Annotated in this window: 16 protein-coding genes; 8 read left to right on the top strand and 8 right to left on the bottom strand. The window is 60.4% G+C overall.

Features of this window, described 5'->3' with window-relative positions; genetic code table 11:
- Positions 1–373: 373 nt before the first annotated feature.
- From J3U87_RS34115 to J3U87_RS34105, 3 genes are all read right to left on the bottom strand, one after another.
- Positions 374–3460 (bottom strand): efflux RND transporter permease subunit, encoded by a 3087-nt coding sequence (locus J3U87_RS34115; protein ID WP_237380542.1) that lies wholly within the window; start codon positions 3458–3460, stop codon positions 374–376.
- Positions 3460–5373 carry an efflux RND transporter periplasmic adaptor subunit gene (locus J3U87_RS34110; protein WP_237380540.1) on the bottom strand — a complete coding sequence of 638 codons (1914 nt, stop codon included), beginning with the start codon at positions 5371–5373 and terminating at the stop codon, positions 3460–3462. The genes J3U87_RS34115 and J3U87_RS34110 overlap by 1 nt, the downstream gene beginning before the upstream one ends.
- Before the next feature lie 170 nt (positions 5374–5543).
- On the bottom strand, positions 5544–5972 hold the full coding sequence (locus J3U87_RS34105) for a hypothetical protein (RefSeq protein ID WP_237380538.1): 429 nt from the start codon (positions 5970–5972) through the stop codon (positions 5544–5546).
- Between the two features lie 137 nt (positions 5973–6109).
- Between J3U87_RS34105 and J3U87_RS34100 the strand changes: the two genes are divergently transcribed.
- Positions 6110–6499, top strand: coding sequence for a hypothetical protein (locus J3U87_RS34100; protein WP_237380534.1), 390 nt, complete (start codon positions 6110–6112; stop codon positions 6497–6499).
- On the opposite strand, the gene J3U87_RS34095 is transcribed toward J3U87_RS34100, so the two are convergent.
- From J3U87_RS34095 to J3U87_RS34075, 5 genes are all read right to left on the bottom strand, one after another.
- A complete protein-coding gene (locus J3U87_RS34095; protein ID WP_237380533.1) occupies positions 6471–7916 on the bottom strand; it encodes a sensor histidine kinase in 1446 nt (481 codons plus the stop codon). The two genes, J3U87_RS34100 and J3U87_RS34095, sit on opposite strands and share 29 nt — an antisense overlap.
- Positions 7909–8682: a response regulator transcription factor gene (locus J3U87_RS34090; protein ID WP_237380531.1), complete on the bottom strand. Its 774-nt coding sequence runs from the start codon at positions 8680–8682 to the stop codon at positions 7909–7911. The genes J3U87_RS34095 and J3U87_RS34090 overlap by 8 nt, the downstream gene beginning before the upstream one ends.
- A 224-nt stretch (positions 8683–8906) precedes the next feature.
- Positions 8907–11108 (bottom strand): serine hydrolase, encoded by a 2202-nt coding sequence (locus J3U87_RS34085; protein ID WP_237380529.1) that lies wholly within the window; start codon positions 11106–11108, stop codon positions 8907–8909.
- A gap of 749 nt (positions 11109–11857) precedes the next feature.
- Positions 11858–13894 carry a LamG-like jellyroll fold domain-containing protein gene (locus J3U87_RS34080; protein WP_237380527.1) on the bottom strand — a complete coding sequence of 679 codons (2037 nt, stop codon included), beginning with the start codon at positions 13892–13894 and terminating at the stop codon, positions 11858–11860.
- Positions 13895–14506: 612 nt separating this feature from the next.
- Positions 14507–15115 carry an ECF-type sigma factor gene (locus tag J3U87_RS34075; RefSeq protein WP_237380525.1) on the bottom strand — a complete coding sequence of 203 codons (609 nt, stop codon included), beginning with the start codon at positions 15113–15115 and terminating at the stop codon, positions 14507–14509.
- Between the two features lie 484 nt (positions 15116–15599).
- Between J3U87_RS34075 and J3U87_RS34070 the strand changes: the two genes are divergently transcribed.
- The 7 genes from J3U87_RS34070 (at position 15600) to J3U87_RS34040 (ending at position 23179) form a co-directional block, all read left to right on the top strand.
- On the top strand, positions 15600–17699 hold the full coding sequence (locus J3U87_RS34070) for a TonB-dependent receptor domain-containing protein (protein ID WP_237380523.1): 2100 nt from the start codon (positions 15600–15602) through the stop codon (positions 17697–17699).
- Between the two features lie 36 nt (positions 17700–17735).
- Positions 17736–18407: a PepSY-associated TM helix domain-containing protein gene (locus J3U87_RS34065; RefSeq protein ID WP_237380521.1), complete on the top strand. Its 672-nt coding sequence runs from the start codon at positions 17736–17738 to the stop codon at positions 18405–18407.
- Between the two features lie 31 nt (positions 18408–18438).
- Positions 18439–18933 (top strand): DUF2271 domain-containing protein, encoded by a 495-nt coding sequence (locus J3U87_RS34060; protein ID WP_237380519.1) that lies wholly within the window; start codon positions 18439–18441, stop codon positions 18931–18933.
- Position 18934: 1 nt separating this feature from the next.
- Positions 18935–19792, top strand: coding sequence for a DUF4198 domain-containing protein (locus tag J3U87_RS34055; protein ID WP_237380517.1), 858 nt, complete (start codon positions 18935–18937; stop codon positions 19790–19792).
- Between the two features lie 448 nt (positions 19793–20240).
- A complete protein-coding gene (locus J3U87_RS34050) occupies positions 20241–21143 on the top strand; it encodes a cyclic nucleotide-binding domain-containing protein (RefSeq protein ID WP_237380516.1) in 903 nt (300 codons plus the stop codon).
- Between the two features lie 204 nt (positions 21144–21347).
- On the top strand, positions 21348–22046 hold the full coding sequence (locus tag J3U87_RS34045; protein ID WP_237380514.1) for a class I SAM-dependent methyltransferase: 699 nt from the start codon (positions 21348–21350) through the stop codon (positions 22044–22046).
- A gap of 296 nt (positions 22047–22342) precedes the next feature.
- On the top strand, positions 22343–23179 hold the full coding sequence (locus J3U87_RS34040) for a metallophosphoesterase (RefSeq protein ID WP_237380512.1): 837 nt from the start codon (positions 22343–22345) through the stop codon (positions 23177–23179).
- Positions 23180–23413 lie beyond the last annotated feature (234 nt).

Genomic DNA, 23413 nt, shown 5'->3' with positions numbered 1-23413 from the left:
TGCGTCGCCTCCGGCTCCTTAACCGGATCGCCGGACCGCCTTCGCTGTACTGTTTCACCCCTCCGGGGTGCCCGCTGGTGGCGGACCTGCGGTCCGCGTTTTTATAAAGTGATGGCCCAAGCATACGGTTGGCCATCCTTTCAGGATTGGCCGCGAACGCCGCACAATCGAGCCTTCGGTTGACCACGATGGCACCCATCCCGACATACCGAAAGGTTGGGATGGATCTGCCCCGGCTCGCATCTTCAGCGCGACCCGGAGCAGGCTCCGTCCAAAGTGACGTCAGGAAAAACGGACGTCAGGAAAAACGGGGACACCCAACGTCCGTGGTATCGCCCTGGGGCGAAGCACGCTGGGTGCCCTGTTTTGCGGCCTAGGCCGCCTGCTCCACCTCTTCGACCTGGGTGTGGGCGGTGCCGAAAACCGCGTAGAGCACCGGTAACACCACCAGGGTCGCGACCGTCGAGGTCACGATGCCGCCGATGACCACCGTGGCCAGGGGCTTCTGGATCTCGGCACCGACGCCGGTGTTCAACACCATCGGCACGAAACCCAGGGCGGCGACCAACGAGGTCATCAACACCGGGCGCAGGCGCGTCTCAGCCGCTTCCCGAATGGCTTGCAGGGGTTGGTGACCGCGATCGAGCAATTGCCGAACGCGCGAGACCAGGACCATGTCCCCCAGCACCGCGACGCCGGAAAGCGCGATGAAGCCGATGCCGGCCGAGATGGATAGGGGCATGCCGGCCAGCCACAAGGCCCCGACGCCGCCGACGGCCCCGAACGGCACGCCGGTGAAGACCCGCACGGCATCGGCCATGCGCCCGTAGGTCAGGTACAGCAACGAGAAGACGAGCAGCAACGAGATCGGCACGACCAGGGTCAGGCGTTCGCGCGCCCGCTCCAGGTGCTCGAACTGGCCGCCCAGGGTCGTGAAGTACCCTGGCGGCAGGTCGATCCGATGATCGAGGACCGCGCGCACGTCGGCGACGAATCCGCCCACGTCGCGGCCTCGCACGTTGGCCTGGACCACCAGGCGCCGCTTGGCCCACTCACGCTGAATGGTGGAGGGTCCCTCGACCACGCCGATACAGGCCACCCGGGACAGCGGAATCAGGGTGCCGTTCTCGGTCCGGATCGTCAACCCACCGATGGCCTCCGCCGATGTGGCACTGTCGCGCCCCAGTCGCACCACCAGGTCGAAGCGGCGCTGTCCCTCGATCACCTCGCCCACCTTGCGGCGGCCCAGGGCCTCGACGGTTTCCAGGATTTCTCCGACCGGCAGACCGTAGCGACCCGCCGCTTCGCGATCCACGTCGACCGTCAACATCGCCTGGCCGGTGACCTGTTCGAGGGTCACGTCGGCCGCGCCCGGAATCTCGGAGACCAGCCGGCGAATCCGATCACCCTGGGCTTGGAGCACGTCGAAATCGTCGCCGAAGAGTTCGATGCCCACGTCGGCGCGAATGCCGGCGATCATTTCGTTGACCCGCATCTCGATGGGCTGGGTGAACACGCTGCGCATGCCCGGCATCCCGTAGAGCGAGGCGGCCATGGCATCCACCAGTTCGTCCTGGGTCGTCCCGCGCCGCCAGGCCTCCCGCGGAGTGAGGGTGATGAACACGTCCGAGACTTCGAGGCCCATCGGATCGGTGGCGACTTCCGCGGTCCCGGTCCGAGTCCAGATGTGGGCGATCTCGTCGGGATACGCCTCCAGCAACAACCGCTCGATCTGGGTGCCGTACCGAACCGATTCCTCGAGCGACACACCCGCCATGCGAATGGTGTTGATGACGATCGATTGTTCGCGCAGGCGCGGCACGAACTCGGTACCCAATCGCATGGCCGGAATGGCCGCGCCGAATACCGCCGCCGCGGCCAGGAACAGCACCAACTTGCGGTGGTTCAGCGCCCATTCCAGCACGGAGCGGTATTTCCGTTCGAGTCGGCGAATGGGACGGCGATGGCGCGCTCCGGAACCGCGTTTCAGGACGTAGCTCGCGAGCACCGGCATCAGCGTCATCGACAGGATCATCGAGCCGACGAGGGCGAAGATGACGGTGAGCGCCATCGGTCGGAACAGCTTGCCCTCCACGCCTTCGAGGGTCAGGATCGGCAGGTAGACGATCGCGATGATCAGCTCGCCGAACAGCGTCGGTTTGCGTACCTCGATGGCGGCCTCGCGCACGATGTCGCGCACGCTGCGGCCGCTGGTATCCTCGCTCAGGCGTCGCGATGCGTTCTCGACCATGATGACCGAGCTGTCGACCACCAGACCGAAATCGATGGCGCCCAGGCTCATCAGGCTTCCCACGATGCCGAATTGAAGCATGGCGTTGAAGGCGAACAGCATCGAGAGGGGAATGGCGAGTGCCACGATCAGGCCCGCCCGGAAGTGGCCAAGGAACATGAAGAGGACGGCGATGACCAGTAAGGCGCCTTCCATCAGGTTCTTGCGAACGGTCTGCAACACCTGGGTGACCAGGTCGTCGCGGCTGTAGACGGCCTCGATGTCCACTTCCTCCGGTAGGCTTCGACGTACCTGTTCCAGGCGCGCCTCCAGAAGCCGGGTGACTTCGCGGCTGTTTTCGCCCATCAACATGAACCCGAGGCCCAAGACCGCCTCGCCGCGGCCTTCGGCCGTGACGGCACCGCGCCGAATTTCGTGACCCTCGCGGACCTCGGCGACATCGCGCAAGTGGATCGGCGTGCCTTCGACTTGGGCCAGCACCATCGATTCCAGGTCGGTGATGCCGGTCGCCAGGCCGCGGCCCTGCACGAGCTGGGCCTCACCGGCCACGTCGATCACCCCGCCGCCGGCGTTGCGGTTACCCTGCGCGACGACCCCTGCCACGTCGTCCAGGGTCAGGCCGTGTTTGATCAGGCGGAACGGATCGACGACGACGTGGTACTGCTTTTCGTAGCCGCCCCAGGTATTGATCTCCGCGACACCGGGAACCTGAACCATCTGGGGCCTGACGACCCAGTGGTGCAGGGTCCGCAGCTCCTGGGCCGACAGCGTCTCGCTGCGAACCAGATACTGGAAGACCTCGCCGAGACCGGTGGCGACCGGGCCGAGCGCGGGGCGCTCGACGCCCTCGGGCAACTGGGCCGTGGAGATCCGTTCGCTGACGACCTGGCGCGCCAGGTAGATGTCGGTATCGTCGTCGAAAATCGCGGTGACCTGCGAGTAACCGAATTTCGAGATCGATCGGACGTTTTCGAGGCCCGGCAGGCCGGCGATGACTTGTTCGATGGGGAAGGTGATTTGGCGCTCCACCTCGAGCGGCGAGAGTGCCGGTGCGGTGGTGTTGACTTGGACCTGGACCGGTGTGGTGTCCGGAAAGGCATCGAAGGGCAGTTGGCGGAAGCTCGCCAGCCCGATGAGGGCCACGAGTGCGGTTCCGAGCAAGACGATGGGACGGTATTGAAGGCACAGATCGATAAGGCGGGTCAGCATCAGGGATCCTCCTGTGCCGAGGTACGCGGTTCGACCTCACAACAACCGGCGCCGATGCTGCCCGGCATGATTTCCGTCCGCAGCAGGACCGCCCCGGTGGTCACCACCGCGTCGCCCTCGGTCAAGCGGCCCTTGACGTGGACGCGGTTGCCGCCGCCGTGGCGGGTGACGATGCGCGGCTCGTACACCCCGGGTTGGCTGCGCACGAAAACGACCTCCGAATCGCCGACGCGTTGCACGGCATCGCGCGGCACCTCGAAGCCCGAGCCTCGACCGATGGCGATTCTGGCCGTGACGAATTGGTTGGCCTTTAGGCGACCCTCGGGATTGGGGACGTCGGCGCGGACCGCGACCGTCCGGGTACGCGGGTCGACTTCCGAGGAGATCCAGGATATCTCGCCTTGAATGAAGGTGCCTTCTTCACCGGGCAGGGTCACGGAGACCACGTCTCCTCTGCCCAGTTGGGCCGCCTGGTGATCGGGAACGTCGCAGGTGACCCACATCGAGGAGGTATCGACGATGGTCCCCAGGGAATGCTCTTCGGTCGCGAGCTGCCCGAGCACGGCCGGACGCCGGACCAGCGTTCCGCCGATCGGTGCGCGCAACTGGTATCGACCGCTGGTGTTATCGGAGGAAGCGCCCGCCATGCGGAGGGATTCCTCGGCCGCGGCCAAGTCTGCGGTGGCCGAAGCGAACTCGCTCTCGGCCGTCTCGAGTTCCCAATCCGCGGACACCTTGCGCTGGTTCAGGGCGCGTTCCCGCTTCAGCTCGGCGCGGGCGAGGCGCACGCGTTCCTGCGCGCTTCGCAGATGGGCCTGCATTTCGCTGACTCGGGTACTGGCCAGTTCGAACAGCGGGTCGCCCTGTGCCACATGGGCGCCGAGTTCGACGGTCACCTCGCGAACGATGCCGGGAATGATCGCGCGGATATCGGCCGTGCGGTCGCTGTCAAAGGCGATTCGGGCCGGAACCTCCAGGCTTTGGACGGCTTGTCCTGGCGCGATGTGAACGGTTTCGATGCCCGCGGACTTCTCGATGCCCGGGTGGTTGAAGCGGACGATGCGCGATTCGATTTGGGCCGCCTGGACCTCGGGTGACAGTGCGCCCGGGTTACAGGTGGGGCAGACGGACTCGGGCAATTGGTGTTCGGGGCACCAGTCGCCGGAAGCCTTGAACTGCGGGATGAGTTCGGGATTGCAGAGGGTGCACATGGATTCGGGCACGGCGTGGCCGGCACACCAGTCGGCGACCTGTGCGGCCGCACCGCCGGTCGTTGGCGCGGGGTTACAGGGTGGGCAGACGGACTCGGGGAGGCCGTGGCCCGCGCACCAATCGCCGGAAGCCTTGAACTGCGGGATGAGTTCGGGATTGCAGATGGTGCACATGGATTCGGGGACTTCGTGACCGGCGCACCAGTCGGCGGGCGGCGCTGGGGCATCGGCGGATGGCGTGGGGTTACAGGGTGGGCAGACGGACTCGGGGAGGCCGTGGCCCGCACACCAATCGCCGGAAGCCTTGAACTGCGGGATGAGTTCGGGATTGCAGATGGTGCACATGGATTCGGGGACTTCGTGACCGGCGCACCAGTCGGCGGGCGGCGCTGGGGCATCGGCGGATGGCGTGGGGTTACAGGGTGGGCAGACGGACTCGGGGAGGCCGTGGCCCGCGCACCAATCGCCGGAAGCCTTGAATTGCGGGATGAGTTCGGGATTGCAGATGGTGCATTTGGATTCGGGGACTTCGTGCCCGGCGCACCAGTCGGAGCCCCCGGCAGTTTGGGCGGTGGCGCATACATATGCCGCGCCGATGCCCACCTGTGGTGGGTGCGTGATCTGGCCGTATCCCGTCGAGAACCATAAAACGCAGATCATGGCGACCGCGAACCGGCCGTGCGCGCCCTTGTGGGTCGCCATGTGATTTGTCGCCCGATCAACCAACTCGTTCGAAAATGTGGGGGCCGGTTTTTCCTGTTGCCGTACGCACAGCGCGGCCCACTTGCAGAAAATCATCGAGAATACTCCCTTCTCGGCGTGGTGGCCTCGAGCCGAACCCGCCGATTCAAACCTTTTTCGATTTCCGAGGTTTAGGTGAGGGAGCGTGGTGGGCGGAATATCCCGTTACAGGCGCCGTGGGGCGCGCACACTTTCTTTTCCAATGGGGGCAGGGCCCCGGCCTGGCCGGTCAGCGGCTGGACGGCTTCAGGCATGACCGCCGCGATGAATCCAGGGCAACACTTGCAATCGGGACAACCGTCGGGGCAATCGTCCTCGCAAGGTGCGTCCTTGCCGCAATCACCGTCCGTTTGGGCCGCGAGAGGGCCACAATCATGGGTGTCGCCTGCGACATCGTGGTCCGTCGGCTCGGCGTCGCATGGGCAGGTCACGCCGCAGGCATCGACGCTTGTATCGGTGATACTCGGGCTCATAGGTTGCAGACCGGTCGACATCACGAGCAACACCAGCAAGGTCAACATGGCAGCCGCATCGCCGAATATGTGACGGGACCAGTTCATCGACAGCTTCCTATCAAGGTTTCGCACGGTTTCCACCGAGACGCGCTTCTCCAGCCTACCACGGATTTGGGAGATCCACCCCATGCCGGCCTGTGATTTCCGCGAGAAGCGAAGGATTCGGTACGGGTGGCGCATCCATGACGGTCCAAAGGTTGGGAGTTGTAACCAAAAATCACGGTGTTCATGAAATCCATCGTGATGGGTTCGAAAACTGTCTCGTCCATATCATGTTTGCCAATGTTGTTAGAACAATTGCCGATTTTCCATATGGGGCTTGGAAACAGAATCTTTTCCTCCAGATCGACCCTCCCCACCCCTGGGTAGCGGACTCGTTTTCGGATGATGGTCCGCGCAAAGAGGTTTTTGGTTTGGAGATTCTGGCGATGACCATCTTCCTGGCCCGATCCCTGATCCGCTCTGCCATCCTCGCGATTTGCTCGCGCTGGAGCTGCCTGCTGCTCGCCGGGCTGGGTCGGGCTCGCTCCTTTGTGACGGGCTTCACGATCCTGAGGATTCCGGGAAGGTGATTCGGAAGCTCGTGCCTTTTCCCGCTTCACTCGTCACGCTGATCTGGCCGCCCATCAGCTCGGTCAAGTTCTTGACGATGGTCAGCCCAAGGCCCGTGCCGCCGGTTTCGGAGCTGCGCGAGCTGTCCACGCGGTAGAAGCGTTCGAAAATGTGCGCCAAGTGTTCGGTTGGAATCCCCTTGCCGCTGTCGGCGATGGTCACCACCGCACCTGCTTCATCTCGTGACGTGGTCACCGTGATCGTCCCGCCGGCAGGGGTATGGGCGATGGCGTTGCGCAGCAGGTTTCCGAGGATCTGGCGCAGCCGCTCGGGATCGGCACGGACCTTCGCAGCCTCGCCTCGTTGGCGCACGAGGGACAGCTCTGCCTGGCCAATCAACGAGGCGAATCCCTTACAGGCCCCGTCGATCACTTTGTCGAAATCCAGGGTTTCGGGGTGAAGGGCCAGCGTGCCGGCTTCCGCCAGGCTCAGGTCCTGGAGTTCTTCGACCAGCCGGCTCTGGGACAAGACTTCTTCCAGGATGGACTCGATGGTGGCCGCGTCGGCGGTCATCAATCCGTCGCGAATCGCTTCCAATTCGCAGCGAATATTGGTGACCGGCGTGCGCAATTCGTGGGCGACATCGCACACCATCTGCTTGCGCAGGTTCTCCTGTCGGGCCAGCTCGCCCGCCATCGCGTTGAAGGCCGCCGCCAGTTCGGCGACCTCGTCGTCGCCCTCGATGTCGACCCGCTGCGAGAGGTCGCCCGCAGCGATTTCGCGAACCGCGAGGGTCAGGTGCTCGATCGGTCGCAGCAGGCGCCGCGAGAGCCGGTACAGGACGAAGAGCGCCAGCAATCCGATCGCCACGATCGAGATCGACTGCCAGGTGTTGACCTTTTTCATCATGCGCCTTGCCGGATGTTCCGGGAGCATCGAGTCGGGCAGGCTGCCGTCGGTGAGCCCGCGATTGGGGAAGAGGTACAGGTACCCGAGCGCCGCCCCGGCCTCATTGCGAAACACGCGGAAGGGACCGCGAATTTTGATCGTCGTCGGCGCGTCCTCGGATTCGGGATTGCGAAAGTGAAGCGAGCCGTCGGGGGTGAGGGTGGGTCCGGCATCGGCCAGCTCGGCGGGATAGGTACCGTGAACCTGTTTTTCGCCGTCGAAGACCACGCCGTGATAGTCGGTCTCTCGCAAGAGACCACTTAAGGTTTCGGCTACGGTCTCGGGGGAAGCGCCTCCTTCCAGGGCCGTCACCAAATGGTCCAAAACCGAGAGGGGCAACTGGGGAGCCTGACCTTCATCCACCTGCAAAAAAACGGCTTTGGCCACTTGATAGCGGACGTTCAGGTAGGAGACCAATCCGGTGGTCGCCAGGGACACGATCACCACCGCGCCAAGCGCCAGAAAGATGCGCAACCGCAGGCTAGCCAAGTGGTTCTCCCAGTTTGTAACCCATGCCGAAAACGGTGAGGATGAAGGTCGGGTGCCTGCGGTCCGGCTCGATTTTCGCCCGCAGGTTCTTGATGTGGACATCCACGGTGCGCGGTGTCCCGTGATGATCCACCCCGAACAGCGCGTCAATCAGGTTCTCGCGTGCCAGTACCCGTTGGGGTCCCGCTTCGAGGAACAGGGTCAGCAAATCGAGCTCCGTCGGGGTCAGCGGGACCGGGCGACCGTCGATCGTCACTTGACGGGCGGCCGGGTCCAGCCGAAGGGGGCCATGGATCATGACCTTATTGGATGCACGCGTTCCTGCACGGCGCAGCACCGCCCGCACCCTGGCCACCAACTCTCTGGGACTGAAGGGTTTGGAGACGTAGTCGTCGGCGCCGAGGTCGAGGCCGTCGATGCGTTCTCCCTCCTGGGTCCGGGCGGTCACCATGATGATGGGTGTCCCCGCATTGGCACGTGATTCCGCTTTGTTGGGTGTCCCCAAAGAAGCAAGGGGGTGATCGGCGGATGTCTCGGTGTTGCCTCCGGGGTTGCCGCGAACGCGCCGGCAAATCTCGTGGCCGTCGACACCGGGCAGCATGAGATCGAGGCAGATCAAGTCGTATTCGATTCGGTCGAGCAGGTCCAAGGCCTGCCGTCCATCGCGGACGATCGTCGCATCGAAACCCGCGTGGTTGAAATACAGACGCATCGTGTGGGCTGTCTTGATTTCGTCCTCGACGATCAGTATCCGGGGTCTTCGCACCTGTCGATACCTCGTTTTTCGAATGAAGGCCCGCGTCCGACGGGCGGTTTCGGATCCTGTTCCCCGGTGGGCACCTCGAACGGCGTTCCGGGCGCCGCATCAAGTGGTCCTCCGAAGCATGAGCTCGATCTACCCGGCTCCTGTTTCGTCAACCGGCATTCCTGCTCGCTCCAATCCGGAACCCAGGTCCGGAACGGGGGCCACCCGTTCCGGATCCCGTCTCGTTACATCTTGGTCAAGGATTGAAGCACATCGGTCAGGGCCTCGTCAGCCTTTACAAATCGGTCGGGCGCGATTCCGGTGGCCTCCCAGGCCTTTTTGGTCTTGGGTTGGTAGGTGCGGCCGATCGACACCGAGAATTTGATGTGGAAGGGTACGTCGAAAAAGGTGTTGAGGTAGCCGGCACCCGCGGTGGTTTCCCCGACCAGCGTGGCGCGGCCCGTGTTTTTGAGCGGGAAGACCAAATGTTCCCCGGCCGATGCGCACTTCGGCCCGGTCAACACATACACGGGCTTGGTATACGGGGGCATGCCGATTCGGTCGGGGTCGGCCCAGACCTCGATCGGCTCCGCGGCAAAGGGCGTCTCGCTGGTCAGGAGATGCGTTCGCTCCGTGAACAGGTGGTGGAAGAGCTGGTTGGGCGCTTCCGCGGAGCCGCCCCGGCACTGGCGCATATCGAGGATCAGCGCGTCCGTTTCGGCCATTTCGGCCATGGCGTCGTCGATGGCACGAGCCGCGGCCGCGCCTTGGGGAAAGAGGGAAAAGGCCAGAATGCCGATGTTGCCGTCGAGGATTTCCTTGCGGCTGATCCAGGAGGATGCCGCCGATCCGGGGCCACCCATGCGGCGCCTTTTCTTTTTGGGGCTCAGGTCGGGCATGGCGCCGCGCTGTAGGAGCCGCAGGTGCTTGTCGTGCGCCACGGCCATCAGGTCCGCATTGATGCGATCCACCAACGCCTTCACGTCGACGATTTTGGCGTATTCCTGCTTGTTGCGGTCCAGCATCGCCAGAATCTCGGGCATCTTTTCTTTGACCACGTAGTGCTCCTTCAAGACATCCTCGATGCGCCGGACCAGGTCTCGATCGGCGGGGTCGCGTACTTTCCTCGTGTATTCGCCGACGTCCCCACTGGCATCGGTTGCGGTCATCGCCACCACCCGATCGCTGTCATCGCGTTGGAACGCGTAGGCGAGCCCCGGCATGCCTGCCACCCGAAAGCGGTCGTCGCCATCGGCGATCAGGTCCAACGTCATATGGGCGACCGCGACTTTCAGCCGATTGCCCACCACCTTCAGGGAGACCATGCCGTAGTCGCCCTCGTAGGCCTTCAGTTTCGCGTCCTCCAGGTGGCGGTGCAGCAGGTCCGTGAGGTCGCGGAACAGATGGCTGGCGGCATGGGGATCCTGGTTGGCGATGACCACCGCGACGACGTCGAGCTCGGGGAACGCGTAACATGCGGCGTTGACGCCAGGACCTCCGCCGTTGTGACCGAAACGGTTGTGGTGGGTGCCGAAGCCGTAGCCGTACACGAGGCCGTGGGGATGGCGGACTTTGGGTGAGGTGAGCTTGGTGACGAGTTTCGCGCCTACCAGTTTGCCCGTGGTCAGGGCGCGCATGAACCGGAACATGTCCCTGGCGGAGGCGTACCCGCCACCGGCCGAGCTTCCCGGCGAGCGAACGCGTTGATTGGGACCCAGTTCGCCGCGTGAACCGTCGCGTCGCATGGTGGTGTAGCCGACCACCCCGGCTGCGCCATCGTGGGGATCGGGCTGTCCCTTGGCGGGGTAAAACCCGCTGCGGGTCATGCCGGCCGGCCGGAAAATGTGGCGTGCCAGGTAGTCCCTGTAGGAGAGGCCCGAGACCTTTTCGATGATGGCGCCCAACACGATGAACCCGCTGTTGCTGTACTGCATTCGCGTGCCTGGCTCGAACTGCAACGGGTCTTTTTCGAACAGGGAGAGGAAATCGGTGGCGGTGGCCAGCTCGTCCTTGCGCCGCACATAGTCGGGCTTGTCGAAATAGCCGCCGAGCCCCGCGGTGTGGGTCAGCAGGTGGTGAAGGGTGACCTGCTCCGCGACTTGGCGATTGGCATAATGGGGCAGGTGCTGGCCGACCTTATCTTCGAAGGATAGCTTGCCCGCCTCGACCAGTTGGGCGATGGCCACGGCGGTGAACATCTTGTTCATCGACCCGATGCCCAAGGGCGTATCGGCGGTGTTGGCGAGGCCGGTTTCGCGGTTGGCCAGGCCCTTGCCCTTGCGGTAGAGGAGTTTGTCGCCGTGGGCGACGAGGACCGCGCCGGAAAAGGCGTCCGATTGGTGGTGTTTGGCGACCAGTGCATCGATTTCCTCGGCGAGGTCGCCGGCGAGCAGGTGCCACGAGATCAAGGGAAGCAGGAAAAAGGCAGCGAACAACTGAGGCTTCATATGGAAGGCTCCTATCAAAAATTCGAGATCGCGTCCGGCATGCGGGCTGATATCGAGATCTCTGATGGATCATGCGCATCCAGTTATGAAGATCCTGTAAAGACCGTTTGGTGGAGGGGGGTTCTTTTTGTGTTTTGTGTTTTGTGTTTTGTGTTTTGTGTTTTGTGTTTTGTGTTTTGTGTTTTGTTTTGCTGTTTTTTTACCACAGAGTGCACGGAGAACACTAAGTTGAGAAGCGGAGGTTTATCCTTCTTTTAGTCATGGTGTTTAATGACAGTTGTTGATCTTCTGAGTTTGATTGATGAGTGTTTGAAATAATTTTAAAGTATGTAAATTGATTTTACTTGAGTGTTTGAGGAGGATTTCTATCGCAGAGGATGCAGGTAACGAAGAGTGGCGAAAAAATTAGCTATATTTTTTGAATTTAATATGAAATTACGTATTTGATTGATGTGAAAATATATGTTTAATTTTATTATGTTTTCGATATTGGAAATATTGAGTTTGTGAGTGGATAGATTGAATAGATATATTATGGTTCTTATTTTGTATTTATTAAATGGGTGATTTATGGTGAATGATTATGAAAACTCTGCATTCTTTGTAGTAGAAAATGAGGTGTTTTTTAATGATAATGTGCGTGTTCTTCCTCGGTGTCCTCTGTGCACTTTGTGGTAAAAAAAGAAACTAAAATACGGAAACCCCGGGGGACCTGGTCGACAGGGACTGCCCCGGGGCGGTTGGGGATCCTATCTACATTTGCCGTCCGCACCGGCCAGGAACTCGTTGCGGATCTGGGTTGCCGAAAGCGCGCGCTTGTACAGGGTCACTTCGTCGAGGTTGCCCTTGAAGTAACTGCCCGCACCGTCGCGTTGCCCGATGCGGAGTGCATCCGAGGTGTTCAAGCTCCCCTGGCGGTTGGTCGGGTTGAAGGTGTAGACCAGGTTGCCGTCGACGTACATCCGACCACCCCTGGTGTTGTTGCGGTCGACGGTGACGGCCACGTGGCGCCAGGCGTTGTTGGCCACGATCGGGATCGACGTGCTGGTGTAGTTGTAGTGGCCGCGCGGGTTGTCGGCCATCTGAAGCAGCAGGCGCTTGCCGTACACCATGAACAGGTAGCCGCGGTTGTCGGCCGAATTGCGCTTGGTCAAGATGATGGCGTGGTTTTGCGTGGTCCGGATCCAGGCCGTGATGGTGAAGTCGCCCGTGCCCAGGTTGATGGCCGAGCGGTTGGGCACCGAGACGTAGTCGTTGCTTCCGTCGAACTTGTAGGCGCGTCCGACGCGACCCGAGGAGAAGCTGGCGCCGCGACGGTTGCCGTGGCTGCTGCCGGCGATGTCGCGGGCGGTCGAGCCGGAGGATTCGTCGAAGGGCCACCAGGCCGCGATGCCGCTGGGGGCGTCGACGCAATTGCCGATGGCCGCCATCAGATCCATGCGCCGTTTGCCCGAATCGCCGGCGACGACGACCCCGGTGCTGCGGAAACGGTTGATGATGCCCGTTCGGTTGCCGAACAGGGACCGATCGGTGTTGAAGTATTGGGCCAACATGCCGGCTGCGGCCGGACAGGCCGAGGAGGTGCCGCCGAGGGGCGCGGTGCCGCCGCCGCAGCGGGCACAGATGACTTCCTCCGAGGGCGCGTACAGGTCCAACGCCGCGGAGGTGTTGGAATAACAGGTCCGCTCGTTGACGCGGCGGCTGGAATCGTTGCAGTTGGCGGGCGGGAACGGTGTATAGCGCGCGTTGTTGGCGTCCCAGGTGGCGCCGATCGAGATCACGTTGGAGGAGCAGGCCGGTGACGCGATGGCGTTGGTCCAACCGTTGTTGCCGGAGGCGGCCAGGACCACGATGCCGTTGCGCAGGGCCACGCCGGCCGAGGTGTGGATGACGCCGCTGTTGCAGGTACCCGTATAGCGGCCGCCGCCCAGCGACATGCTGATCACGCGAATACGGGCGCCGCCATTGACGCCGTTGCGGTTGGAGACGCACCAATCGATGGCGTTGGCGATCACCGAGTCGTAGGCGTTGGGGAACACGACCAGAGCGTAGATATCGGCGTTGGGCGCGTAGCGGTGCACGATCGAGGCGGTGCCGGTCCCGTGGTAACACCGGCTCATGTCGCGGGAGTGGATGGGCGAGCTGTCGGAGAAATTGCGGCCGCCGGCCACGACGCTGTTCGGTAGCCTGGTGCTGCCGCCCAGTTCGGGGTGGAGCAGGTCGAATTGGGTGTCGATGACCGCGACGCCGATGCCGTTGCCGCGGAATCCGGCATTGGCGGCCCGGGTCGAACCGGTGATGTTGCGACCCTGGACGGTGAACAACTCGTTGAGACGGTCGATCGTGATTTTTTGGACTTCGTCGAAGGCCGCGATTTCTTCCAGGACATCGGCATCGGCGACGGTTGCCGCGAAGGCGTATTGGTAGGTGAGCAGCAGTTCCACCTGAAAGACGGACGGTCCATCGTCATCGGGCCGTTCCATGAGACCCGCGGTCTGCAGTTCTTCCAGGAACAGCGATTGGGTGGTGTAGACTTCGTCGGCCAATGACGCCAGGGCGAGGTCGTCCTCGTGTTCCAGCAATTCGGGGGTCGGTTTGCCACTGGGGTCGAGGTGGACGATGACCCGCACGCCTTTCTCTTCCGTGTCGCCGTAGGTCTGCATGGCGGAAAAGTCATGGGAAAAGGCGTCGTAGACTTCCTTCTCGATTTTTGTCGAGCCGGCGATCGAGAACGCGCCGAGAACGAGACAAAGCAAGGAACACCATTTGGTCCACGCTTGAAACATTGGTTTTCTCCTCGAAAAAATAAATAAGCGGGTTGGATGTAACCCGATCCGAACCCGAGCAAGGTCCGGGAGGCTCCTCTCCGGCCTCACTCCCTGCTAAGGAAGTCATGGGGAAAAGCGGCCAATATTTTTTCGAGAAAAATTCAAAGTGCTTGATTTAATGATGGTTGCACCTGGAGCTGTCCACTAAAAACACGAAAAAACACGAAAACGATACTCCCGATCTCGATCTCCAAGTCATCAGAGGCGTTTCTCGGGAACCGGGAGAGAACCGTCCACGAATCACACCGATTGACACGGATAGACGGAACCCATGGATGGCACATCGAACGGAATGATTGTGTTCGTATTCGTGTGGATCCGTGTGATTCGTGGGCGAGTCGTCAAATGCCGCGTGTGACACGTGGCCACCCAGGAACCGAACTCGTTGGCATTATAGGGAACCTATCTAGCTTTCAGCTCTAACGTGCTGATAAACAACAGAATGTGTTCCTGAGACTCATCGAAGAGGCGTCCGATTCACTGAGCAGGGAATGTGGGGCGTATCGTTTTCGTGTTTTTTCGTGTTTTTAGTGGACAATGGCTCTGGCCCCGTTCGCGGACAGGTGGCTGCTAGACCGCCTTTTTCAGCTCGCGAACCAACCAGCACTGGGTCGTTTGCCACTCGCGCCGAGCCGTCCGCGGCGAGATCTCCAGAACCTCCGCGATCTCCTCCATCTTCAATCCCAGGAAAAAGCGCAGCTCCGTGATTCGGTGCTTTCTGGGATCCATGGTCGCCAATTGGTTCAGCGCCCGATCCAGGGCGAGCAGGACTTCCGGTTCCAACATGCGTTGGCCGAGGTGCACCGCATCGTCGAAGGTCTGGTGGGCCTTGCTGCCGCCGCGTTTGAGCGATTGCTTCATGCGCGCGTACTTGATCGTAATCTGGCGCATGATCAATCTGGCGCACCGGAAGAAGTGCACCCGATTCTCGAAAACCAGGTCGTGGCGGCCATGGAGCATTTCGTAGACCTCGTGCACCAAGGCGGTCGGTTGGATGGAGAGATTGCGGGCCTCGTGGCGCAGGTACTGGCGCGCCATGGAACGCAACTCGTTGTAAACCAAGACGATAATTTCATTTAATGCCTGCTGGTTACTGGACGACCAGCGGCGCAGGAGAGCGGTGATCTCCAGGGACACCGCCCCTGGGGTGACCACGTCACCCGAACATTCATGGCCCATAAATGACATCCTTTGCTCGAGGGGGGTAGAGTGGAAGGTTGGGCGCGTTTTGAAACTGGCGGAGGAAATGAGGGGGGATTAAGGTTGCTCGGTGGGGATCCGAGATAGCGTTCGATTTTGCTGATCAATTAACTTGGTATGTTTAGGTTTCGTAAAGATCGTATTTTCTAAAATGACGTATTTTCTCATTGGAGCTTCGGGAGGTCCAGCCTGGATTTCTGAGAAATGCGGGCGCCCGAGCTGCGGACGATCTCGAGTTACCGGTCTTGGGCTTTTTCGGGAGCAGATGATCTTGCCCAGCCCGATCCCCAAACTGACCGTTGCCGCTCGCAGGAGAGGGGGATCAGTCGTCACGAAGTATTATTTTAAAATTGAGATTGAATTTCAATATTCTCATTGCTATGATTCGCGCCGATGACGCATAGCTTTGCCCGGGTACGAATGTCGACAATTATTCCGCTGTCTGTCTTGAAGGGTGAACACGATGAGATTCCATTATTTCGTTCTGATACTGATCTGTTGGATGGGTGCGGGTCTGCTGGCCCAAACCGAAACCAAGAAAAACGCCGAGGCTCCCGATGCCGAGCCGACCATCGAAGAGAACATCCAGGTCTGGGCCACCGAGGTCCGTTCCTCTTCCGTGAAGCTGGACGACGAGGCCATGGCCATCAAGCAACCCGACCATATCAGCGACCTGCTGCGCACCATTCCCGGCATCGACGTCGGTGGTGCCCATTCGCTCAACCAGCGCATCACGATCCGCAGCCTCGGCGATCGCGATCTGCGAATCAGTATCGATGGAGCCAGCCAAAATTCCTACATGTACCACCACATGGGGAACCTGCAAATCCACGCCGACATTCTGAAGTCCGTCGACATCGAAGTGGGCACGGGGTCGGTCATCAACGGTGGTCTCGGCGGTTCGGTGCGCATGGAGACCAAGGATCCCAAGGATCTGCTGGCCCCCGGGCAGAAATCCGGTGCGCGTCTCCAGGCCAGCTACGGCGACAATGCCTCAACCGGGTACACCGCCACGGGTTTCGCCAGGCTGAATGATCGCATCGACGTCCTGGCTTATTACAACTTTGTGGATCGCGACAATTTCTCGGTCGGCGGCGACCAGATCAAAGATTTTTCGGGCAATGAAATTCCCGGGACCGATGGCGAGGTGCGGGGACTCGAAGGCGAGCTGGGCGATGCGCTCTTTAAGCTGGGTTGGGACCTCGGCGGCGACCAGCGCCTCGAAATGGGCTACGAAAACTACAAGGACGAGGGCGACTACAGTTACAGACCCGACATGGGTCTGGCCACCGACCTGGCGATCGCCGAGAACCTGGGATTGCCGCTGGTGTATCCCACCGAATTCACCCGCGATACCTTGACCCTGAATTACGAGGTCGTGGTCGGTTCGGGGACGCGCCTCGAAGCCACGGCCTACCAGAACACCAGTGAGCTGTTCCGCGACGAGTCCGGGGTCGCCGCGGTGTTCGGCGGCGAATCGCTGATCGAAGGCGAAGCCGAGAATTTCGGGTTCGAATTCACCGGCCGCACCGTGATCGAAAGCGGCGTAAACCATACCCTTACCTACGGGGTCAACCGCAACCAATACGACACCGCCTTCACCACCGATTCGGTCGAAGCCTCCAGCGAGGACGCCGTCAATACGGCCGTGTTCATCGAGGATCGCATCGAATGGGAAGGCGGGCTGGCCTTGGTGCCCGGGGTCCGCTTCGATCATGTGGACGTGGATTCCGCGGTGGTGTCCGATACCTTCAGCGGCGCCTCGGCGGGCTTGGCGTTCGAACACCAGGTCAACGATCACGTCTTCTGGCGGATCGGCAGCACCCAGTTGTACAAGGCGCCGGAAATCGGCGAAGTCTTCGTTGGCGCCGGCCTGTACGATTCGCCGAACCCCGGAATCGAAGAGGAAACGGGCCTGAACACGGAGATCGGCTTCGTCTACAACGCGCCGCTGTTCGGTGCGGAGCGTTTCTCGCTCGGGCTCACCATGTTTCGAACCGACATCGACGACTACATCTACGACTACGCGCCCAATCCCGAGGTGCGGTATTGGCGCGACAACGTGGGCGATATGCAGATCGATGGCGGCGAAGCCTATGTGGGTTACGAAGCGGGTGGCTTGCGCGCGTTTCTGACTTACGCCACCGCCGACAGCGAGTTGTCCGCCCTCGACATCTACGGTGATTTGGATGGCGCCCGACTCGACCGGACCCAGGGCGATACCTTCAGTCTGGTGATCGACTACCAGTTGCCCCAAACGCGGCTCCACCTGCATTGGGACAGCCTGGTGGCCGGCGACGTGGATGCCGGCCTGGATCTGGATGGTGCGACCCGCGACAATGCGAAAGACAGCTTTTCGGTGCACAACGTCTCGGCGCGTTGGATGCCGCGCCGCCTCGAGGGCCTGTCGCTGACCCTGGGCGTGGACAACCTCTTCGACGAGTTCTACGCCTCGCACTCGTCGCGAACGGGGCTGTCCTTCCACCCGCGTTTCGGTGAACTGTACCTGCTCGACTACGAGCCGGGGCGGAACATCAAGGCGACCCTGGCGTTCCAATTTTAATCGATGACCGGGACTCGTCCAAAGCAGGCCACGAGGATGTCGGATCTGCCGCGTCCTCGTGGCGCTCGGAAGACCAGTACCTTTTGGGGCTGGACCAAGTCCGCGCAAGGGCGCCGCTTGTTCACGGCCTGTCGCTGGATTCACGTGTACATCTCGACGGTCATGTTCAGCCTGCTGCTCTTCTTCTGTGTCACCGGCCTCCTGCTCAACCACCTATCCTGGTTCGACAGCAAGGGGGCCCATCGCCTGGAGCGGCACGAGTTGCCCGCCGCGTTGCGCCAGGCGGTTCGGGATACCGAGAACCCGCCGCTCGGTCGAGTCGAGCGGATGATCGAAGAAGTGACCGGCTTGAAGAACCCGCGCAAGGTGAACTTGGACGTACAGCTCGGCGAGTGGACCTTCGACTATCCGCTGCCCGCCGGGTACGCCTTCATCACCATCTTCCTGGAGGACGGCGTGATGGAGGCGGAGTTCCAGGAAGGGACCCTGGTGGGTGTGCTCAACGACCTGCACAAGGGTCGTCACACCGGTGCCCAGTGGTCTTGGGTCATCGACCTCTCGGCAATCCTAATCGGCCTGTCCGCGCTGACGGGCCTGGTCATTTTGTTACAGCAAGCCAAGTGGCGGCTATCGGGTTTGGTGTTGGTCGTCGCCGGTACGGTATCGCCCTGGCTCATCTACATTTTATGGGTGCCTTCCGCCTCGTGAGGGAGGCGCACGGTTGAGGAGGGTTCAGATCATGAACTCATGTCTACTGCTGCTGGTGCTGCTGGGCAGCCCGGCTCCCGCGGCCGAAGGGGTACGCGTCGAAATTGTCATTCCGCAACTGGATGCTCGACCCTATCACCGGCCCTACGTGGCCATCTGGCTGGAAACCACGGAACGAAAAGGGGTCCACACCCTGGCCGTCTGGCACGAGCAGGACGAATGGTTGAAGGATATGCGTCAGTGGTGGCGCAAGCTGGGACGTAGCAAGGAGCCGCCCTACGACGCCGTTTCCGGTGCGACCCGCAAACCCGGTTCCTATCGCGTGCTCTGGAATGGGTTGGATGCCGAGGGCCGGCCGCTGCCCGCGGGCGAGTATTACCTGAACGTCGAGGCGGCCAGAGAAGAAGGGGGCCGCGACTTTCTGCGCCAGAAAGTGGTCCTGGGCGGCGACAAACCCCAGCACTATACCTTGACCGGTCGTGGCGAAATCGGCGAGGTCCACATCGAGATCGACGGAGGTAAATGAAATGAACGTGACCATCATCCGAGTCCTGATTCTCTCGAGCCTGATTCCCGCCGTGAGCGGAGCCCTGGCCCACGACCGTTACATCGTACCCACCCATACGGTGCTGTCCGGGGAAAGCAGCCAAAGCGTCAGTGTGATCTCCAGCATCTCCAACGACGTCTTTCATCCCGATCGACCCTTCGGCGACAATGGTAAAGGCGCGGTTCCTCCCAGTTTGAAAGGCTACTTCGCGCGTTTGCAGTCCGTGGTCATCAATCCCGACGGCAGCGTATCGAAGGACTTCGATTGGCAGGCCTTCTCCCGCTTGTCGGTCGGCGATCTCAAACTGGAATCCTCCGGCACCTACCGGATCAGCGTGATCCACCCCGAGTTCCCGATGACGACCTTTCAAAAGGCCGACGGATCGCGGGGTCGTGTGTTCGGCCCGGACGCGACCCTTCCCGAGGGCGCGACCGATGTGGTGCGCCGGACGACGGCTTCACGTGTGGAAACCTTCGTCACACTCAACGAACCCAACAGGGCCGCCATGAAGCCCACGGGCAAAGGCTTGGAGCTCGGTGGCAAGGGACATCCCAACGACCTGTTCGTCAACGAAACGGGCGACTTCCAGTTGTTCTACGACGGCAAACCCCTGGATCAGAGCGCGGAAATCGTGGTGGTCCGCAGTGGGACACGCCACCGCAACGAGCGAAAAGCCATGGAGTTGAAAACCGACGAGCAGGGAGGTTTCCAGCTATCCTTCACTGAAGCGGGTTTCTACCTATTCCAGGCGGCGTTGACGCTCCCCGGTAAACCCGAGTCCGGTATCGACAAGCATCACTACAGTTTGTTCGTGACCTTGGAAGTCTTCCCTGAATGAAGCCCGTTGTAACGACCGAACGAGGTCCCACCCCTGGGCAGGCCACGGCACGGGACATTCCCATCGAAAACGCCTCGATCATCGAATCGAGGCGTTTTTCTTTGGGGCTCGTTGCAAAAATGCATGTTTCCCAGGGGTTTTCGAAATTGTCCTTGCAAAAGTATGGTCTCCAAATCTAGGTCGTGATCTGGCAGAATATAGCAATCGGATCTGTTTCGAGCCGTATCATCGTGGGCGAAAAGCCGCTTGGCCAGATCCTGGATTTATGTTCCGTATGTCGACTTGACTCGGTCTCATTTCGTGAATGAGTCATTTTGCGCGATGAATCGAAGCGAGTCGTTAATTTTTTTGTGTCACCAATTGTGATTTTGGTGCTTATTTTTGTTGTGCAAAATTTGGATCGAGCCAGGTCTGGAGTATCCATCGATCTCAATGGAGAGGTGTGCCCATGGAGAAGCGAAGTACGGTCAGTCAATGGTTCGACGAAGTCGAGCTGCGCATTTTCGGTTGGATGGAAAAGAGTGGGATGCTCGCCCTGCGGATCGCCTTGGGCATCGTGTTCATTTGGTTCGGGGTTCTCAAGCCCTTTGGCCTGAGCCCCGCCGATCAGTTGGTTCGCGACGTCACTTATTGGTCACCCATCCCGCATTTCGTGTTTGTGCTGGGGATTTGGGAAATCGCCATCGGCCTCTGTTTTTTATACAAACCCCTGTTGCGCTTGGGATTGCTGTTGTTGTTCCTGCACATGCCTGGCACGGCCCTGCCGTTTTTGCTCTTGCCGGAGCGTTGCTGGCAGGTGTTTCCCTACGCGCTCACGCTGGAGGGTCAGTACATCGTCAAGAATTTGGTGTTGGTCGCGGCCGCGCTCGTCATCGGTGGCAGGATTCGCCATCGGATGAAGGGCTTCATTCCCTTCGCCTCCGACGAGTTCATGACCCTGTTGAACTATGGGTCCTGGTGTCACGCGGACCCCGGGGAGGTCCTCGTCGAGCGGGGTGAAGATCCCGAGTATCTCTACTTTATTTTTGGGGGGCGGGCCGAGGTCAAAGTGGACGACGAGGTGGTGGCCATGCTGGCGCCTCATCAGTTCGTGGGGGAAATGAGTTTCCTGACCAAGGAGCCCGCCAGTGCCACGGTCGTCGCTTCCGATCCGCTGCGTCTGATTCGGTGGTCGCGGACCAAGTTGTCGACCCTGTTGAGCGAGCAGCCCAAACTGCTGTTGGCGCTACAGGCGACCATCAGTCTCGACTTGTTGGCCAAGCTGCGCAGCAACGAGCCCCACGAGACCACCACCAAAGGTGGGGAGGCGATGGGCCAGGCCGACTTGAACGGCTTGAACTCGTTGGGTTGAGTTTTGGGTGTGGGTGTGCATCCTGGATCGATGAGGCGAATTCGAAGCTCTAGTGATGTTTTATCTATTTTGAATTAAGAGTGATAAGTCTTTCTTGGTATATTCTTGCGGGTTGTGGCCTTTGCCCTTGGTACGTTGATCTGTTTCATCCTTTGATCATGGGTGGCGAATCCTGTACATATCACTCAATTAGGAGCTTATGCCATGGAAAACCAAAAATCATCCATCATTTTCGACGAGGAGCGGGCCTCGAACTACGAGAAGCGGTTCGCCAAGATGGCGCCCATCCGCGAAGCACTCGATTTCCTCATTCGCATGGTCCTGTCCGATCTTCCCGCCGATGCCCGGATCCTGGTGATCGGTGCGGGTACCGGCCTCGAGTTGTTGGAATTGGCGCGTGCGAATCCGGGCTGGCACTTCACCGCGGTGGAACCGGCGGTCCCCATGCTGACCATTTGTCGCAAGCGTGCGGAGGAATTGGGTGTCGCATCCCGTTGCACCTTCCACGAGGGATTCCTGGATACCTTGCCGGAAACCGAGGCTTTCGATGCGGCGACCTGCGTGTTGGTCTCGCATTTCATGATGGACGTGGCGGAGCGGCGTGGCCTGTTCCGGCAAATTGCGGCGCGGCTTCGTCCGGGAGGTCGTTTGGTGAACGGCGATTTGGCGTCGGACAAGGCCGATCCGACCTACCAGAGCCTTTGGGCCTCGTGGGCGCGGGCTTTGAAGCATTGCGAGATGAACGAGGAAGAGGTCGAGACGTATCGCGTGAATCTGGATAGGGCCGTCGCGGTGCTGCCGCCCGAGGAAGTGGCCGCGATCATCGCTTCGGCGGGCTTCGATGCGCCGGTGCGCTTCTATCAGGCCGGGCTGATCTACGCCTGGTTCGCGAACTTGGCCTGAGTCCACAAAAAACGCGGAAACTGTCTTTGCGGGGGCGGGGGTGTCCTGCCTTCGCGGGTCCTTTCTGTCCACTAAAAACACGAAAAAACACGAAAAACCCCAAAACAATGAGGAGAACCCGTTTGGATAGCCGCCTTCCTCGCCACAAATCGTCTGAGGATCCACCGAGTGGAAGCCAATATTGGAACGTTGGGGAAAAAGCGCCCCCTTTGTCTTTGTGACTAAAAATATGGTTTTATTGTTGTCTTTTTGATTTTTGTGTGCCAGAAATGTGTCGTTGCGATTTGGAGGAAGCAATGACACGGAAAGAAACCTACTTTGCTGCGGTTGGCGATGTCCACGGTAGTCACCAGCGAATGGTCGATTTAGTGACCCGTTGGCAATCCTCTTCCGGCGTGGACCTCGACTTTATTCTTCAGGTGGGAGATTTCGAGCCCCATCGCCATGACGGGGATGTGGCTACCATGTCGGCTCCTGCGAAGTACAAGACCTTGGGTGATTTTCATCTGTTTCATCGGGAGCAAAGACGGTTTCCGTGGCCTATCTATTTCATCGGGGGCAATCACGAGCCTCACGGATTTCTCGAACCGTTGGCAGACGGGGGAGAAGTGGCACCGAATTGCCGCTACCTCGGCAGAGCGGGATCGGTGACACTTGGTCACGGTCTTCGTATCGCCGGTTTGTCCGGAATCTACCAGGAGCGGACCTGGCCGGAGGGCCGACCTTCGATCGACAAGATCGGTCATCGATCACTCAAGGACTTTATTGGATTCGGAGCCAAGGACGTCGATTCCGTTCTTGATCACGATCCGGTCGATGTTCTTCTGTTGCACGATTGGCCCCATGGTCTCGTGTGTCCCCAAGACTACGAACAATTTCGCGGTCAGTATCGCGTGGTCGAGCCCGAGGATATCGGGAACGAACCGGCGCGCGAACTGGTGGATCTCTTGAAGCCGAAGCTCGTGCTCTGTGGACATATGCACCGTAGATATCGCGCCACACTTCACCATTCCAGCGGTGATGAAACCAGCGTTGCCTGTCTGGCCAGTGTTCATCAGGGATGGCCCTCTTTAGCCGTGTTCAAGGTATCTGGCGACCGCATCGAAGAATTGCCCGACACAGCCGGCCCCTGATCAATTGGGAATGGGCGTTCCAGTCGGTACCAACGGGATCGGTTCCTTCAGGCGGTGGATCGCGATCGACATGTTCTGTTTGTCCACGAATCACACCGATTGACACGAATAGACAGGACCCCTGAGCGACACACGACGGGTATTCTGAAAGGAGATCGAGCTTAAAATTATGAATATCAGATGCCTATGAGGGTTAATTTGTCATTTTGAACCATCTGGTCTTGTGTTCGATTG

The organism is Sulfidibacter corallicola (assembly GCF_017498545.1).
GTDB classification, from domain to species: Bacteria; Acidobacteriota; Holophagae; order Acanthopleuribacterales; family Acanthopleuribacteraceae; genus Sulfidibacter; species Sulfidibacter corallicola.
This window is presented reverse-complemented; position numbering and strand designations above follow the sequence as displayed.